The following is a 15670-nucleotide window of genomic DNA, read 5'->3' on the forward strand; positions in this document are numbered from 1 at the left end:
GACAAAGGAGGGCCTCATGTCCGCCACTGCCACCCCGGCCATGGCCATCAAGCCACGCATCCGCCGTACCCACCTGGCCCTGTTCGTGAAGGACCCGCATGGTTCGGCTCCCTGGTACGAAGACGTGCTGGGCATGACGGTGACGGCCCGCGCCGAGCGCTGGGTGTTCCTGTCCTTCGGCAAGAAGCACCACGACATTGCGCTCATCCGCGTGGACGAACCGGCCCAAGCCGTGCGCGGCGAAGTCAACATGCAGCATTACGGCCTGGAGGTGGAGGGCGACATGGAGGAATTCCGCCGCCTCTACGGCATGTTGCTGGCCAAGGGCATCGAGATCTTCAAGATCACCGATCACAAGGTCGGCTACGGCATCTACTTCCACGACCCCGACGGCCACCGTTTCGAATTCTTCTTCGAGACCGCCCACGACGACGAAGAAGGCAAGCGCCTGCTGGGCCAGTACAACGCCCCCAGCGACAGCTTCCATCTGGATCCGCTGTAGGCCCGGCACTGCTTCACCCCATTGCACCGTATCGATTCTTTCCAAGGACATCCGATGAAGACCCCCAATTTCGAGAACTTCCACATCCGCAAGTGGTACCTGCAAATCGAAGACAGCCTGGCCGGCGAGAGCGGCAAGGACGCCGATGGTGCGCCGCTGCGCAAGATCGTCATCGCCGCCTGCCTGCACAATCCCTTCGCCGGCAAGTATGTCGAGGACCTGTCCTCGTGGATCAATCCTTCGCCGCTGCTGGGCCAGGAATTCGCCCGCCGCATCCGCGAGGCCGCGCAGGGCCAGGCCATCGAGAGTTATGGCAAGGCTTGCCTGGTGGGCGTGGATGGCGAGTACGAACACGGCAACGCGCTGCTCACCAATCCGGCCGCCAATCCGGTGCGCGACGGCGTGGGCGGTGCCAAGTCCTGGGTGCCCTCGACCGGCAAGCGCGGCGGTCCCGGCACCATCATCGACATCCCGCTGGCGCACAAGGATGCCTTGTACGTGCGCTCCCACTACGACACCGTCAGCGCCCAGTTCAACGACGGCCCCAACCGCGATGAAGTGGTGGTGATCTGGGCCTTCGCCACGCGCGGCCGTCTGAACGCCCGCCTGGGTGGCCTCAAGGCCTCCGAGGTGAAGGGGCAGGACGGCCTGGTCTGAGGTCGCCACACGCAAGGATCAGGGAGACCATCATGCAGCGCCGAGATTATTCGCTGACCCTCACGGGTTTGCAGTTCCACGTCACCGAATGGGGCGATCCGCAGGACTTTCCCCTGCTGCTCCTGCACGGCATCCGTGGCTATGGCGAGACCTTTGCCGACCTGGTGCAGCGCCTGCCGTCCGGCTACCGCTGCATCGCGCTGGACCAGCGCGGGCGCGGCCAGAGCGATTGGGATCCGGGCTGCAACTACTACACCGATACCTACGTGGCCGACATGGAGGCACTGGTGGCACGCCTGGGCCTGCGCCAGTTCGACCTGCTGGGGCATTCCATGGGCGGCATCAACGCCATCGTGTATGCCGCGCGGCATCCGTCGCAGGTGCGTCGCCTCGTCATCGAGGATGCCGGTCCCGGCGCTTTCGAGAACAGTCCCGGTGCCAGCCGCATCCGCCGCGAACTGGCCACTACACCGAGTCACTTCGGCAGTTGGGAAGACGCCAGCATCTTCATGCGCGCGCTGCGTCCCACCGTGACCGAAGAGGCGCGCCAGCAGCGCCTGGACAACATGCTCAAGCCCACTGCGGACGGCGGCTATACCTGGCGCTATGACCACGTCGGCATCAGCGCCACGCGCCTCATGCCCGACATCACGCGCGTGGTCGACCTGCGTCCGCACCTCATGGCGCTGGCGTGCCCGACGCTGGTGGTGCGCGGTGAACGTTCGGACTACCTGTCGGCCGCAATCGCGGCGGAAATGCGCCAGCTCAACGCGCGCGTCCTCACCTGCACCATCGCCGATGCCGGCCACTACATCCACGACGACCAGCCGGAAGCCTTCGCCAGCGCGGTGCGGGAATTCCTGCAGCAAGAACAACAGGACAAGGGGGAGAAGACATCATGATCCATGAACTGCGCACCTACACCATGGTGCCCGGCGGCGTGCGCGAGTACGTCCGCATCTACAACGAGTGCGGCCGCGCGCACCAGGTCCGCCTGCTGGGTCATCTGGTGGCGATGATGATTCCGGAGAGCGGCGACCTCAACCAGCTGGTCTACCACTGGGCCTTTGACAGCCTGGAAGACCGCGCACGCCGCCGTACGGCACTGCTGGCCGATCCCGATTTCGCCGAATTCCGCAAGCAGGTGCGCGGCCTGCTGGTGCAACAGGAAAGCCGCCTGCTCACCAGCGCGCCCGAACCGGCCGCAGCGGCGGCGCATGCCGGGAGTGCCGCATGAGTACAGCGGTCCAGGCCCAGGTGCTCATCATCGGTGCCGGCCCGGTCGGGGTGACGCTGGCCAATCTGCTGGGTACCTATGGCATCTCCACGCTCATCATCGAGCGCAACCTGGACGTGCTGGATTATCCCCGCGCCGTGGGCATCGATGACGAAGCGCTGCGCACCTTTCAGTCCGCCGGCATGGCCGACGCCATCGTGCGCGACGTGATCCAGAACGTGCCCATGCGCATGTACACCGCCGACCGCCGTTGTTTCGCCGAGATCCAGCCGACCACGCGCGAATTCGGCTGGTATCGCCGCAACCTGTTCTCGCAGCCGCTGGGCGAGGCCACGCTGCGCCAGGGACTGCAGCGCTTCCCGCATGTGGAGCTGCGCTCGGGCGTGGAACTGCTGGACCTGGTGCAGGACGAGCAGGGCGTGCTGGCCACCATCAGCGATGCGCATGGCATGCAGAGCTACCTGGCCGCGCAGTATGCCGTGGGCTGCGATGGCGGCCGCAGTACCGTGCGCGAGAAAATCCTCAAGCTGCCCTACGAGGGCAAGACCCATCCTGCCAAGTGGGTGGTGATCGAGTGCGATGGCGATCCGCTGGATGCTCCCTACACCGCCCTGCATTGCGAACCGCAGCGTCCGTATGTGTGCCTGGCGCTGCCCTATGGCGTGCGGCGCTGGGAGTTCATGCTGTTCCCCGGCGAGGATGGCGAGCAGATGCTGGCCCCGGCCAAGGTGCGCGAGCTGTTGCGCGAACACGTGGCCGATGTCGATGCGCTCAACATCATCCGCGCCCGGGTCTACACCCACAATTCGCGCGTGGCCGGCTCGCTGGTGTGCGGCCGCATCTGCCTGGCCGGCGACGCCGCCCACATCACCCCGCCGTGGATCGGGCAGGGCTTGAATGCCGGCTTGCGCGATGCCTTCAACCTGGCCTGGAAACTGGCCTGGGTGCTGCAGAGCCGGATGAAGCCCGCACTGCTGGCCAGCTATCACGACGAGCGCCATGCCCACGTGAAGGCCATGATCGACCTGGCCGACCTGTTCGGTGCGGTGCTGTCGCAGAAGAACCGCCTGCTGGCCTGGTGCCGCGACAAGTTCTTCCTGGCCATCAAGGACATCCCGCGCGTACGCGACTACGTGCTGCAGATGAAATTCAAGCCCATGCCCAGCTTCCACAGCCAGGCCGTGATGCAGGGTGACCCGCGCAATCGCGATGACCTGGTCGGGCGCATGTTCCTGCAATCGCTGGTGGAAACCGGCGAGGGCGAGGTGATGCGGCTCGATGACCTGTGCGGCAGCCGCTTCACGCTGCTGAGCTGGCGCTGCGACGTGTTGCCTGCAGCGACCGTCGATCCTGATCTGCGCCGCCGCATGCAGGCCTTCGGCTGTGATTACCTGCAGGGCGTGCGCTCGCGCAGCGGTGCGCGCGGCGTGCCGCTGACCGGCTCCGGCACGGTGATCCAGGACCATGAGAACAAGCTCAATGCCTGGTTCAAGGAAAAGGGCGTGGACTGGGTGCTCCTGCGTCCCGACCGTTTCATCGCCGCCGCCGGCCGCGCCGACGATGCGCCTGCGGTGATGCAGCTCTTCCTCGACCGCGTGGCCTGCTGACGCAAGTTGATCCTGTTTCTGCATTGCAGCCGGTATGCCGTGCGCGTACCGGTCTTTTCCTCTTCAAGGTGACCCATGTATCCCGACCTGCAGCTCTACATCAACGGACGTTTCCATGGCCTCGACGGCCGCCGCTATCAGGACGTGCGCGATCCTGCCACGGGCGAGGTGCTGGGGCGCCTGCCCTGGGCCGAGGCCGGCGATATCGAGGAGGCCATCCAGGCTGCCCATGCCGCGTTCCAGCAGTGGCGCAAGGTCTCGCCGCTGGAGCGGTCCGACATCCTGCGCCGCGCCGCCACACTCACGCGTGAACGCGCGCAGGCGATGGCCCCGGCCATCACCATGGACAATGGCAAGCCGCTGGCCGACGCCGTCGCCGAGATCCTCAATGCCGCCGAGCACCTCGACTGGCACGCCGAGGAAGGCCGCCGCCTGTATGGCCGCGTGGTCGGCGCGCGCCATCCCGAGGTGCGGCAACTGGTGGTGCGCGAACCGGTCGGTGTGTGCGCGGCCATCAGCCCATGGAATTTTCCGTTCGGCCAGGCCATGAAAAAGGTGGCAGCGGCCATGGCGGCAGGCTGCACGGTGGTGCTGAAGGGACCTTCGGAATCGCCCGCCGCCATCGTGCTGATGGCACAGCTGTTTCATGATGCGGGCGTGCCGGCGGGCGTCTTCAATATCGTCTGGGGGGTGTCGTCGGAGATCTCGCAGCAGCTGATCGCCTCGCCCCTGGTGCGGTCCATTTCCTTCACTGGCTCCATTCCCGTGGGCAGCCAGCTGGCCGCCCAGGCTGCGCTGCATATGAAGCGCATGAGCATGGAGCTGGGCGGGCACGCGCCGGTCCTGGTGTTTGACGATGCCGAGGTGGACGCGGCCGCGCGGCTGCTGGCGCGACTGAAGATTCGTAACGCCGGCCAGGTCTGCGTATCGCCGTCGCGCTTTTTTGTTCACCAGCGCATTTACGACCGCTTCGTGGTGGCCCTGGCCGATGCCCTGCAGCAGGTGAAGGTCGGTTCCGGTCTTGACGCCGGTGTGCAGATGGGGCCGCTGATCCATGGTCGCCGCTTCGAGGCGGTGCATGGCCTGATCGAAGACGCGGTGAGCCAGGGCGCGCAACTGGTGACAGGTGGCCGGCGCATCGGTGAGCGCGGCCACTTCCATGCGCCCACGCTGCTGGCCGATGTGCCGCCGACGGCCCGCGTGATGCAGGAAGAACCCTTCGGCCCGGTGGCCGCCGTCACGCCCTTCGCCCATACCGCGCAGGCCCTGGCGATGGCCAATGCGCTGCCCCTGGGCCTGGCCTCCTACGTCTTCACGCAGTCGCTGGCCACGGCGCACGAGGTGGCCAGCGGCTTGCAGGCCGGCATGGTCAACATCAACCATTCCGGCATGGCGCATCCCGAGCTGCCCTTCGGCGGCATCGGTGAAAGCGGCTTCGGCAGCGAAGGCGGCACCGAGAGCTTCGACAGCTTCCTGGTCACCAAGATGATCAGCCAGATCAGCCACGTACCCGGCTGAGCCATCCACCATCAAGGGGAGCAACGATGAGGCAGGCGCTCGCTGCATTGAGCATTGCGGCCCGGCTGCGGCTGGCCTTCGTGCTGCTGTTGCTGATGCTGGTCGGCATGGCGCTGTTTTCCTATGGCCGCATGAGCCATATCAACCGGCAGGTCGAGCAGCTCGGCAGCATCAACGTGCCGGCCATGGAATCGGTCTCGGGCATACGCATCGGCATGGCGCAATACCGCATGGGCGTGACGCTGGCCCTGCTGGCCGATGATGGCAGTGGCGGCACGGCGGCCGCCCAGGCGCGGCGCGAGGGCCTGGCCTATGCAGAGAGGTATCTCAAGATCCTGGTCGACTTCGCCAGCAATGATGACGAACGCGCCACCAGCCGCCAACTGAGCGCCAGCTGGCAGGCCTATCGCGCCCTGGCCGAGAAGGCGGTGGCGCTGGCGGCCGCCGGGCAGTCGGCCGAGGCGCTGCTGCTGGCGGCCGACAGTGCCGCGCCTTACGAGCAGATGGCCGGCATCCTCAAGTTCATCAGCGATTCGGTGGCGCAGGAATCGGCGGCCTCGGTAGCCGATGGCCAGCAGGCCTTCGTCTCCGCCCGGCACGCGCTCATCGCAGTCAGTGTGGCCGCGCTGCTCGGCACGCTGGTACTGGCACGCTTGCTCATTGGTGGAATTGCCGGACCGCTGCGGCGTGCGGTACAGGCTGCGCATCGGATTGCCGAAGGTGCGCTGGACCAGGAGATCACGGTCAGCGGGCGCGACGAGATCAGCCAGTTGCTCACGGCCATGCAGCGCATGCAGCTGGCCTTGGTCGGCATCGTGGCCGGGGTGCGGCGCGAAGCCGAACACGTGGCCACGGCCAGCGTGCAGATCGCCGCCGGCAATGCCGATCTCTCCACCCGCACCGAAGCCCAGGCCGCCGCGCTGGAAGAGACGGCAGCCACCATGAATGAACTCAGTGCCACGGTGCAGAAGAATGCCGAGGACGCCCGCCAGGCCAGCGGCACTGCGCGGCAGGCCAGTACCGTGGCGCTGCAGGGAGGAGAGGTGGTGCAGGAAGTGGTGCAGACCATGCGCGGCATCGAGGACAGTTCGCGGCGCATCTCGGAGATTGTCGGCACCATCGATGGCATCGCCTTCCAGACCAATATCCTGGCCTTGAATGCGGCCGTGGAAGCGGCGCGCGCCGGGGAGCAGGGGCGCGGCTTTGCGGTGGTGGCCACCGATGTGCGTTCACTGGCCCAGCGCAGTTCATTGGCTGCGCGCGAAACCAAGGTCCTGATTCATGAATCGGTAGCGCGCATCCAGACCGGCGCGCGCCTGGTGGACCGTGCCGGGCAGACCATGCAGGACATCGTGGCGGCGGTGCGCAGCGTCTCGGCCATCGTGGCCCAGATCAGCGAGGCCAGCGTGACCCAGAGCGCAGACATCGCCGAAGTCGAGGGTGCCATCCGGCAACTGGACGACGCCCTGCAGCAGAACGCCGCCCTGGTCGAACAAAGCGCGGCCGCCAGCGAGAGCTTGCGCCAGCAGGCGGGCAACCTGCTGGGGACGGTGTCGGTGTTCAGGATTGCGGAGGGCGCGCAGTTGCTTCACGCATCGCAGTCGCCTCCGTCGCTGGCCTTGCCGCTGGGGTGATGGTTTCCCGTTCTTTTTTCGGGCGTGTTTTCCGTACTTTTTTCTGCCCGCAATCCGGTACGTCTTTCTGTACATCGTTGTGTGTTCTGGTGCCTGGCAGCACCCTTGATGGCGGCTCCGGCCGCCATTTTTTTTCTCGCTCGTCAGCCGTCCGTCAGCCTCCCGCAAGGCGGGAGCGCGCCTGTGCAAATTATTTCCGTCCCCGCATCACGCTGCGCGATGACTTGCTCATTTGGGCTAATGGCTTGCCCGGTGCAAGGGTTTTAATCGTGTCATGCCGCAAGCTCGCCAGCAAGGCGTTGCGGGCGGCGCTGTTCCCGGTCCTTCGCTTGCCGCTGCGCAGCGAACACTCTCTTGAAAACGGTCTTGAAAGGTAAGTTTATGATTGAAGCAGAACTGGAGTCGCTCAACTTTGCTGACGCTCCCAAGATGGTGTCGTCCACCTATCCCGGCCCCAAGACGGCAGCGGCGCTGGAACTGTCGGCACGCACCGAGTCGATGGCACGTGGCGGCGGCCGCATGCCCATCGCCATGGACCAGGCCTTCGGCGTGACCTTCAAGGACCCGGACGGCAATACCTTCATCGACCTCTCCGCCGGCGTCGGCGTGAGCAGCGTCGGGCGCTGCAATCCGCGCGTGGTCGAAGCGATCCGTGAGCAATCCGGATCGCTGATGCACTCGATGGAAGTCAACAGCTCCAAGCGTACCGAGCTGGCCGCCAAGATCTCGGAGATCATGCCCGAGGGCCTGCGCGGCGACTGCATCACCTTCTTCACCCAGGGTGGCAGCGATGCGCTGGAAGCGGCGGTGAAGTTCGCCAAGCGCGTCACCGGCCGCCACCAGATCATCGCCTTCCACGGCGGCTATCACGGTATCTGGAATGCCTCCAATGCGCTCACCACCGGCACCGCCTACCGCAAGGGCTTCGGTCCCTTCATGGGTGGCGTGATCCACGCACCGTATCCCTACGCCTATCGTTTCCCCTTCGATACGAGCAACAAGAGTGCCGAGCAGATCGCCGGTGAATATGTCGATTACCTGCTCAACACCCCCTACACCGCCGCCGATGACGTGGCGGCCGTGATCGTCGAACCGGTGCAGGGCGAGGGCGGCTATGTGCCGCCGTCGCCGGAGTTCCTGCAGATCCTGCGCAAGGCCTGCGACCGCAGCGGCGCGCTGCTGATCGTCGATGAAGTGCAGGCCGGTGCCGGCCGCACCGGCAAGATGTGGGCAGTGGAACATTCGGGCGTGAAGCCCGACATGCTGACCTTCGGCAAGGGCATCGGCGGCGACATGCCGATGGCCGGCCTGGTGATGCGTTCCGATCTCGCGGCCAAGATCCCTGATGGTTCGCAGCCCAATACCTTCGCCGCCAATTCGATCTCGGCAGCGGTGGCGCTGACCAACATCAGCATCCTCCAAGACCCGCGCCTGGACCTGGTCAACCGCGCCCATGTCCTGGGCCTGGAAGCGCAGGAACGCATCCGCAGTTTCAACAGCCCCTGGATCGGCGAGGTGCGCGGCCGCGGCCTGATGATCGGCATCGAGCTGGTCGAGAACCGCGAGACCCGCGAACCGCTCTCGCGCGAGAAGCTGGGCAAGCTCATGGACTACGTGGTCGGCCATGGCGTGCTGATGATTCCGTGTGGCCGCTACACCAACGTCATGCGCGTGATGCCTTCGCTGACCATTCCGCGTTCGCTGCTGTTCAAGGGACTGGACATCTTCGGCGCCGGCCTGGCCTCCCTCTGAACGGGACAACCCGGTGGCCGGGATGCATCCCGGCCGCCTGCCTGATTCCTCATCAATCGCAACAGGTTTGAGTCAATTGGAGAAAGTGGTCATGAAGAGAACGATCCTCGGTTTGTCCCTGCTGGCAATGGGCGCTACGCTGGCGCACGCGGCCTCGGTGCAAGATCTGGGCACCACCCTGACCCCGCTGGGCGGCGACAAGGCCGCCGGCCAGGGCGTGCCGGAATGGAAGGCGGAAAACGTGGAATTGCCCGGCTGGTCCTACGGCAAGCTGCGCAAGGACTATTTCAAGTACAAGGATGAAAAGCCCACCGAGGTCATCGACGCCTCCAACGTGGACAAGTACGCCGATCACCTCACGCCGGGACAGGTGGCCCTGATCAAGCAGGTCAAGGGCTACAAGATGGATATCTATCCCACCCACCGCTACTGTGCCGCGCCCGACTTCGTGGTCGAGAACACCAGGAAGAATGTGGCCGACGGCAAGATCGGTGCCGACGGCTGGAGCCTGGCCGAAGCCAACGTGCCCGGCATTCCCTTCCCGCTGCCCAAGACCGGCCTGGAGGTGATGTACAACAGCAAGATGCGCTATCGCGGCGTGGGCGTGGACTTCCCCAACACCATCACCGCCGTCTCGCCGCGCAAGGGCAGCAATGAGTGGATCAAGGCCAGCCAGCAACTGACGCTGTTCTATCCCTCCAGCGTCAAGGGCAGCACCAAGCTCTCCACGCTGGGCGGGGTCGAGTTCTACACCTACGTTGCCTATGCCTCGCCGACCGCACTGGCCGGGCAGGCGCTGACGGTGGCGACCTATCTCAATCGTCCGGGCGCGGAGACCTTCTACTACTTCCCCGGCCAGCGCCGCGTGCGCCGCATGCCGTCCTATGCCTACGATGCGCCGCAGATCGGCATGGAAAACCAGTACACCATGGATGAGCCGACCGTCTTCAACGGCACCATGGACCGCTTCGACTGGAAGCTGGTCGGCAAGAAGGAAATCTACGTCGCTTACAACAGCTTCGGGGCCAACAACTTCAAGGCCAATTTCGACGACATCGCCAAGCCTGATTTCGTGGCCGAGAATGCGCGCCGCTACGAGCTGCACCGGGTCTGGGTGGTGGAAGCCACCGTCAAGCCGGGCGTGCGCCACCTGGCCCCCAAGCGGACCTTCTATGTCGATGAAGACAGCTGGAACCTGGTGCTCTCCGACGACTACGACGCCCAGAACAAGCTGTGGAAGCACCGCGAGGGTTACATCATTCCGGTCTATGAAACCGGTGCCTGCGATCTCGCCGGCTTCGCCCAGTACAACCTGGCCGAAGGCCGCTACCTGATGGATTCGCACTCGGCCGGCACCGGCAAGGACATCCGCTGGGAGACCGAGGTCAAGGACAACCCGCGTCTGCGCGACAGTTTCTACAGCGCCGACAATCTGCGTGCCATCAGCGACCGCTGAGCGCTACGCCACTCTGACAAGACTTTGACGGGGAAGGGAAAACCATGAAGAAGCCAATGCGCAAGACGCGGCGTGCAGGTTTGGCGCTGCCACGGATGTTGCCCATCGTCGTACCGCTGATGGGCGCCTGTCTCTACACGGGCAATGCCCAGGCCTTTACCTTCGAGGGGGAATCGGTCTCGGGCAACTTTGACTCCACCGTCACGGTGGGCGTCGGGATCCGCGCCAGCAAGCCGGTCTGTGCCGGCATCATCGGTTCGGTCAACGGCGGCCAGCCGTCGGGGCCGACCGGTGCGGGCGCACCGGATGGCTGTGCCGATTCGCTCTCGCAATACAACGACCAGGGCAACCTGAACTACGAGCGGGGCAGCGCTTTCACCACCTACATCAAAGGCACCCATGAGCTGATGCTCAAGTTGCCTTCGGACGTGAAATTCCTCGGCCGCGTCAGCTGGCTGCGCGACTTTGCAGCCGACAGCGCCACCGGCTACGTGAGCGGGGGCGGCGGCAGTTCCTTCCCCGGCAATGCGGCCAGCCAGGTGCGCAACAAGACGCGCCTGCTCGATCTGTGGGTGAGCAAGGAATTCTCCATCGGCGAGCAGCGCGGCCGCCTGCGTGTCGGTAACCAGGTGGTGAACTGGGGCGAGAGCCTGTTCATCCCCGGGGGCATCAACCAGACCAACGCACTGGACCTGATGCGCCTGTCGCAACCGGGCACGCAGATGAAGGAAGCGGTGCTGCCGGCCCCGATGGTGAACTTTGCCACCGGACTGGGCCATGGCCTGAGCGTCGAGACTTATGTGCAGCAAGGCTGGCAGCGCAACTACTTCCCACCGGTGGGCAGCTACTGGTCCATCGGCACCATCGGCAACGGAGCCACCGAGCTGGGCGTGCCCACCACCAGTACGCCGCGTTCCAGCGGCCAGTACGGCGTGGCGCTGCGCTACAGCCCCAAGGACACCGAGATGAACTTCGGCCTGTACCTGATGAACTACCACGACAAGTCGCCGGTGATGTCGACCTCCACCAGTTCGGTTTCGGGCTTCGGCTACTCCTACCTGCAGGACCGCAAGATGATCGGTGCCAGCATGAACTTCCCGGTCGGCAACTGGGCAGTGGGCACCGAATTGTCTTACCGTCCCAAGGATCCGATCACGCTCAACACCTCCACCGCCGGCAACAGCCCGACCACCAACGGCAGCGGCTGCCTGGCCAACGGCAACTGCTACGTCGAGACAGCCAAGTACCAGCTGGCGGTCACGGGCCTGTTGAGCATGACCCCGAGCGACAATCCCACCATCCTCAAGATGCTGGGCGGGGCCGATACCGCCACCCTGATGGCCGAGGCCGTGGGCATCTACTATCCCAACATGAAGAAGTCCTACCAGGGCATTCCCGTCGCGGCCGGCAACTGGGGCTGGGGTTACGACACCACCGCCAATGCCATTGCCACCGGCGCCGGGTCGCCGCCCAGCGTAGGCACGGCGCTCTCGTATGGCTACAACCTGGACTTCAGCTGGGTGTATGACGGTTCGCTCATACCGGGCTGGCAGGTGGTACCGGAGATCTTCTACTTCCAGGCCTTGCATGGACGCACGCCCAACTTTGCGGGCACCTTCATGCAGGGGGCGAAGTCGGCCAACTTCATCGTCAGCTTCATCCAGAATCCGGCCAAGTGGCAGTTCTCGCTCAACTACGCCATGTTCTGGGGCGGCGACACCATCTTCGACCAGCCGCTGCGCGGCCGCAATTTCGTCGGGGCCACCGCGACCTACAACTTCTGATCCCGGTCGGACTGCGCCCTGGCGGGCGTAGTCCGTTCCGGTCGTACCGTGTCTTGCCTGCTGGATTCAGATCACTATGCGTTTTCTCAACGGCTTTCTCAGCCTGGCGCGCCTGGAGGCGCTGGCCTTTCGAGCGCGCCTGCCCATCCTGCTGGCACTGCTGGGCTTCACGGCGCTGATGGCCGTGTTCTCGCTGCAGCTGCGCATGGATGCAGGCTTCGAGAAGCAGATCCCTTCGGACCACGAATACGTGGCCACGCTGCACCAATACCGCGATGAACTGTTCGGTGCCAATCGCCTCAACATCGTGCTGCGCGCCCGGCACGGCAGCATCTGGACCAGGGACGGTCTCACGCGCCTGAACGCCATGACCCAGGCCGTCATGTTCCTGCCCAACATCAACCGGCTGGGGGTGCAGTCGCTGTGGACGCCCAACACCTTCGTCAATGAAATCACCGAGGAAGGGTTCCGCGCCGACCCGGTCATCGCCGGTACCGTCACGCCTGACAACCTGACGCCGGAGGTGATCGCCGGTATCCGCGACAGCGCCAACAATGGCGGCTTCGTGGGTACGCTGGTCTCGCGCAGCCAAGACAGCGCGATGATCATCGCCGAGATCAACGAGTTCGATGCCAATGGCAAGAAGGTCGACTATCTCGCCTACAACAAGCTGCTCAATGACTTGCGCGCCAAGTACGAGAATGCCGACTTCGAGGTGCAGATCATCGGCTTCGCCAAGCAGATCGGCGATGTTGCCGATGGCGCGCAGGGCGTGCTCAAGTTCTGCGTGATGGCTTTGCTGCTGACTGCACTGGCGGTGTACTGGTATTGCCGCTCGCTGCCGTTCACGCTGCTGCCCATCGTCTGTTCGCTGGTATCGCTGGTGTGGCAGTTCGGGACCTTGCACCTGCTGGGCTACGGACTGGACCCGCTGGCGGTGCTGGTGCCGTTCCTGGTGTTTGCCATCGGCGTCTCGCACGGGGTGCAGCAGATCAACTACATCGTGCGCGGCATCGCGGCCGGCATGGGGTGCGACGAGGCGGCGCGCGCCAGCTTCCGTGGCCTGCTGGTGCCGGGCGTGCTGGCGCTGGTGACGGCCTTCGTCTCCTTCATCACGCTCACGCTCATTCCGATTCCCATGGTCAAGGAGCTGGCCATCACCGCTTCCATCGGCGTGGGCTACAAGATCATCACCAACCTGGTCATGCTGCCGCTGGCGGCCTCCCTGCTCAAGGTCGACAAGGCCTATGCCGATGCCGCCATGCGGGCACAGCAGAAGCGTGCGCGCTGGCTGCAGGTGTTTGCGCGTGCGGCCCATCCGCGCAATGCCAGGGGAATCGTGCTGGTCACGCTGCTGCTCTTTGCGGCCTCGGTGTGGTACAGCAGCGACCGCCTGGTCGGTACCCTGCAGGCCGGGGCCCCCGAGCTGCGGGCCGACTCGCGCTACAACCTGGATGCCAAGGCGATTGCGGAGAACTACGACACGGGACTGGACTGGCTCTCGGTGATCCTGGCCACTCCCGAAAATTCCTGTGACCAGGTCGCCTTCGGACGCTACCAGGACCAGTTCGATGCTGCCATGGCGCAGGTGCCGGGGGTGATGTCGGTGAGCTCCTTCGCGCAGCAGATGAAGATCTATAACGAAGGTTACAACGAGGGCAATCCGGCCATGTATTCGGTGCCGCTGGATCCGGCCAACTATGCCGCACTGGCGGTGGAGATCGGGCGGGTGCGCGGCTTCCTCTCCAAGGATTGCAGCATGCTGGCCACGCATCTCTACCTGACCGATCACAAGGCCTCCACCATCAATGGCGTGATCGCGGCCGTCAAGCAGTATCGCAGCGCGCATCCGCTGCCGGGGCTGAGCATCCGCCTGGCCGCAGGCAATGCCGGGGTGATCGCGGCCGTCAATGAGGAAGTGGAAAAGTCGGAGCTGCCGATGATGCTCTACGTCTATGCCGCCATCGTGGTGCTGGTGTTTGCGGTGTATCGCGACCTGCGTGCCGTGGTGGCGTGCTGCCTGCCGCTGACGGTGGCCACCTTCATCGGCTATGCCTTCATGAAGCAGCTGCAGATTGGCCTGACGGTGGCGACCTTGCCGGTGATGGTGCTGGCCGTGGGCATCGGCGTGGACTATGCCTTCTACATCTACAGCCGCCTGCAGATGCATCTGGCGGCGGGCGAGGCGATTGAGGTGGCGCTGGAGAAATCGATACAGGAAATCGGCGTGGCCACCATCTTCACGGCCATCACGCTGGCCATCGGCGTGGCCACCTGGTCCTTCTCGCAGCTCAAGTTCCAGGCCGATATGGGCAAGCTGCTGGCCTTCATGTTCATCGTCAACCTGATCATGGCCATGACCGCTTTGCCGGCCTTTGCGGTGGTGCTGGAACGGCTGTTCCCGCGCAAGGGCAAGATCAAGGTCAACAGCATGATGAGCCACTGAGGGCGCAGGAGAGAATGCGATGCAAGGGAGAATGGATGTGAGCAAGTCAGTCAAGGGATGGCTGTGCGTGACGCTGCTGGCGTGGTCTGCACTGGCGGCCGGCAGTGGCCACGCGCAAGGCATGGCGCCGGTGCCGCTGCGTGCCGCCGTGGCCGATGCACATGCAGAACGCGCCATGATGCTGGCGGCGACGCTGGCCGGTGAGCGCGTGGTGGCGGTGGGTGCGCGCGGCAATGTGATCCTGTCCGATGATGGGGGGCAGCACTGGCGTCAGGCGCGCCAGGTGCCGGTGGATTTCACGCTGACGGCAGTCAGCTTCGTGGATGACAAGGAGGGCTGGGCGGCCGGCCATGGCGGCGTGGTGATCCACAGCGCCGACGGTGGCGAGACCTGGCAGGTGCAGCGCAGCGCCACCGAGGTCGACCAGCCGCTGTTCACGGTCTACTTCCGTGATCGTCTCCATGGCTGGGCCGCCGGATTGTGGTCGCTGCTGCTGCAGACCGAGGATGGCGGCAAGACCTGGACACCGCTGCATTTGCCGGTGGCTGCGGGCAGCAAGCGCAGCGACCTGAATTTGCTGCACCTCTTCGCAGGGCAGGGCGATGCGCTTTATCTGGCGGCGGAGCAGGGCACGCTGTTCCGGTCACGCGATGGTGGCCAGCACTGGGAATTGCAGAGTACCGGCAGCAAGGCCTCGCTGTGGAGCGGGGCGGTGGCCCTGCCCTCGGGCACGCTGATCGTGGCGGGACTGGGCGGCAAGCTCTTGCGCAGTACCGATGGGGGGGCGACGTGGCAGGCCGTGGCCTTGCCCACCAGCGGATCCATCACGGCGCTGCAGGCAACGCCGGGTGTGCTGACGGCCTCTTCGCTGGAGGGCAAGCTGCTGCAGAGCCGCGATGACGGCCTCAGCTGGCAGGTCGTCGCGACTGCTCCGCAGGCCATCACGACGCTGCTGGTGAACCGGCTGGGGCAGGTCCTGCCGTTCTCCAAGGAAGGCGTCCTCAAGCCGGTGGAGCCCGGTACGGCCAAGCCCTGAGCATCACCGCCCCGTTTTTTTCGTAAATTGAATAAATGATT

Annotated in this window: 13 protein-coding genes; all 13 read left to right on the top strand. The window is 65.0% G+C overall.

Going from position 1 to position 15670, the window contains the following annotated elements:
* Nucleotides 1-16: 16 nt before the first annotated feature.
* The 13 genes from MKD49_RS24370 (at nucleotide 17) to MKD49_RS24430 (ending at nucleotide 15629) form a co-directional block, all read left to right on the top strand.
* Nucleotides 17-502, top strand: coding sequence for a VOC family protein (locus MKD49_RS24370; protein ID WP_121045802.1), 486 nt, complete (start codon nucleotides 17-19; stop codon nucleotides 500-502).
* Nucleotides 503-556: 54 nt separating this feature from the next.
* Nucleotides 557-1159 carry an amino acid synthesis family protein gene (locus MKD49_RS24375; RefSeq protein ID WP_121045803.1) on the top strand — a complete coding sequence of 201 codons (603 nt, stop codon included), beginning with the start codon at nucleotides 557-559 and terminating at the stop codon, nucleotides 1157-1159.
* A gap of 32 nt (nucleotides 1160-1191) precedes the next feature.
* Nucleotides 1192-2061: an alpha/beta fold hydrolase gene (locus tag MKD49_RS24380; protein WP_134134417.1), complete on the top strand. Its 870-nt coding sequence runs from the start codon at nucleotides 1192-1194 to the stop codon at nucleotides 2059-2061.
* Entirely contained in the window at nucleotides 2058-2396 is a 339-nt protein-coding gene (locus tag MKD49_RS24385) for an NIPSNAP family protein (RefSeq protein ID WP_039784084.1), read from the top strand. The genes MKD49_RS24380 and MKD49_RS24385 overlap by 4 nt, the downstream gene beginning before the upstream one ends.
* Nucleotides 2393-4003: a bifunctional 3-(3-hydroxy-phenyl)propionate/3-hydroxycinnamic acid hydroxylase gene (locus MKD49_RS24390; RefSeq protein ID WP_252697579.1), complete on the top strand. Its 1611-nt coding sequence runs from the start codon at nucleotides 2393-2395 to the stop codon at nucleotides 4001-4003. The genes MKD49_RS24385 and MKD49_RS24390 overlap by 4 nt, the downstream gene beginning before the upstream one ends.
* A 75-nt stretch (nucleotides 4004-4078) precedes the next feature.
* Nucleotides 4079-5521 (top strand): NAD-dependent succinate-semialdehyde dehydrogenase, encoded by a 1443-nt coding sequence (locus MKD49_RS24395; RefSeq protein WP_252697580.1) that lies wholly within the window; start codon nucleotides 4079-4081, stop codon nucleotides 5519-5521.
* Nucleotides 5522-5547: 26 nt separating this feature from the next.
* Nucleotides 5548-7155, top strand: a complete 1608-nt coding sequence (locus MKD49_RS24400) for a methyl-accepting chemotaxis protein (protein WP_252697581.1) — start codon at nucleotides 5548-5550, stop codon at nucleotides 7153-7155.
* Nucleotides 7155-7532: a hypothetical protein gene (locus MKD49_RS24405; RefSeq protein ID WP_252697582.1), complete on the top strand. Its 378-nt coding sequence runs from the start codon at nucleotides 7155-7157 to the stop codon at nucleotides 7530-7532. Before MKD49_RS24400 ends, MKD49_RS24405 begins: the two co-directional genes overlap by 1 nt.
* A 4-nt stretch (nucleotides 7533-7536) precedes the next feature.
* Complete coding sequence (locus MKD49_RS24410) at nucleotides 7537-8907, top strand: aspartate aminotransferase family protein (RefSeq protein ID WP_252697583.1); 1371 nt, start codon at nucleotides 7537-7539, stop codon at nucleotides 8905-8907.
* Between the two features lie 91 nt (nucleotides 8908-8998).
* Nucleotides 8999-10363 carry a DUF1329 domain-containing protein gene (locus MKD49_RS24415; RefSeq protein WP_121045810.1) on the top strand — a complete coding sequence of 455 codons (1365 nt, stop codon included), beginning with the start codon at nucleotides 8999-9001 and terminating at the stop codon, nucleotides 10361-10363.
* Between the two features lie 44 nt (nucleotides 10364-10407).
* The gene (locus MKD49_RS24420) at nucleotides 10408-12147 is read left to right on the top strand and encodes a DUF1302 domain-containing protein (protein WP_252697584.1); all 1740 of its coding nucleotides are present in this window, start codon (nucleotides 10408-10410) and stop codon (nucleotides 12145-12147) included.
* A 76-nt stretch (nucleotides 12148-12223) separates the two neighbouring features.
* Entirely contained in the window at nucleotides 12224-14593 is a 2370-nt protein-coding gene (locus MKD49_RS24425) for an RND family transporter (RefSeq protein ID WP_121045812.1), read from the top strand.
* A gap of 19 nt (nucleotides 14594-14612) precedes the next feature.
* Nucleotides 14613-15629 (top strand): WD40/YVTN/BNR-like repeat-containing protein, encoded by a 1017-nt coding sequence (locus tag MKD49_RS24430; RefSeq protein ID WP_371925512.1) that lies wholly within the window; start codon nucleotides 14613-14615, stop codon nucleotides 15627-15629.
* The last annotated feature ends 41 nt before the right edge of the window (nucleotides 15630-15670 follow it).

This window comes from Herbaspirillum sp. WGmk3 (assembly GCF_023952535.1).
Classification (GTDB): Bacteria; Pseudomonadota; Gammaproteobacteria; order Burkholderiales; family Burkholderiaceae_D; genus Herbaspirillum; species Herbaspirillum huttiense.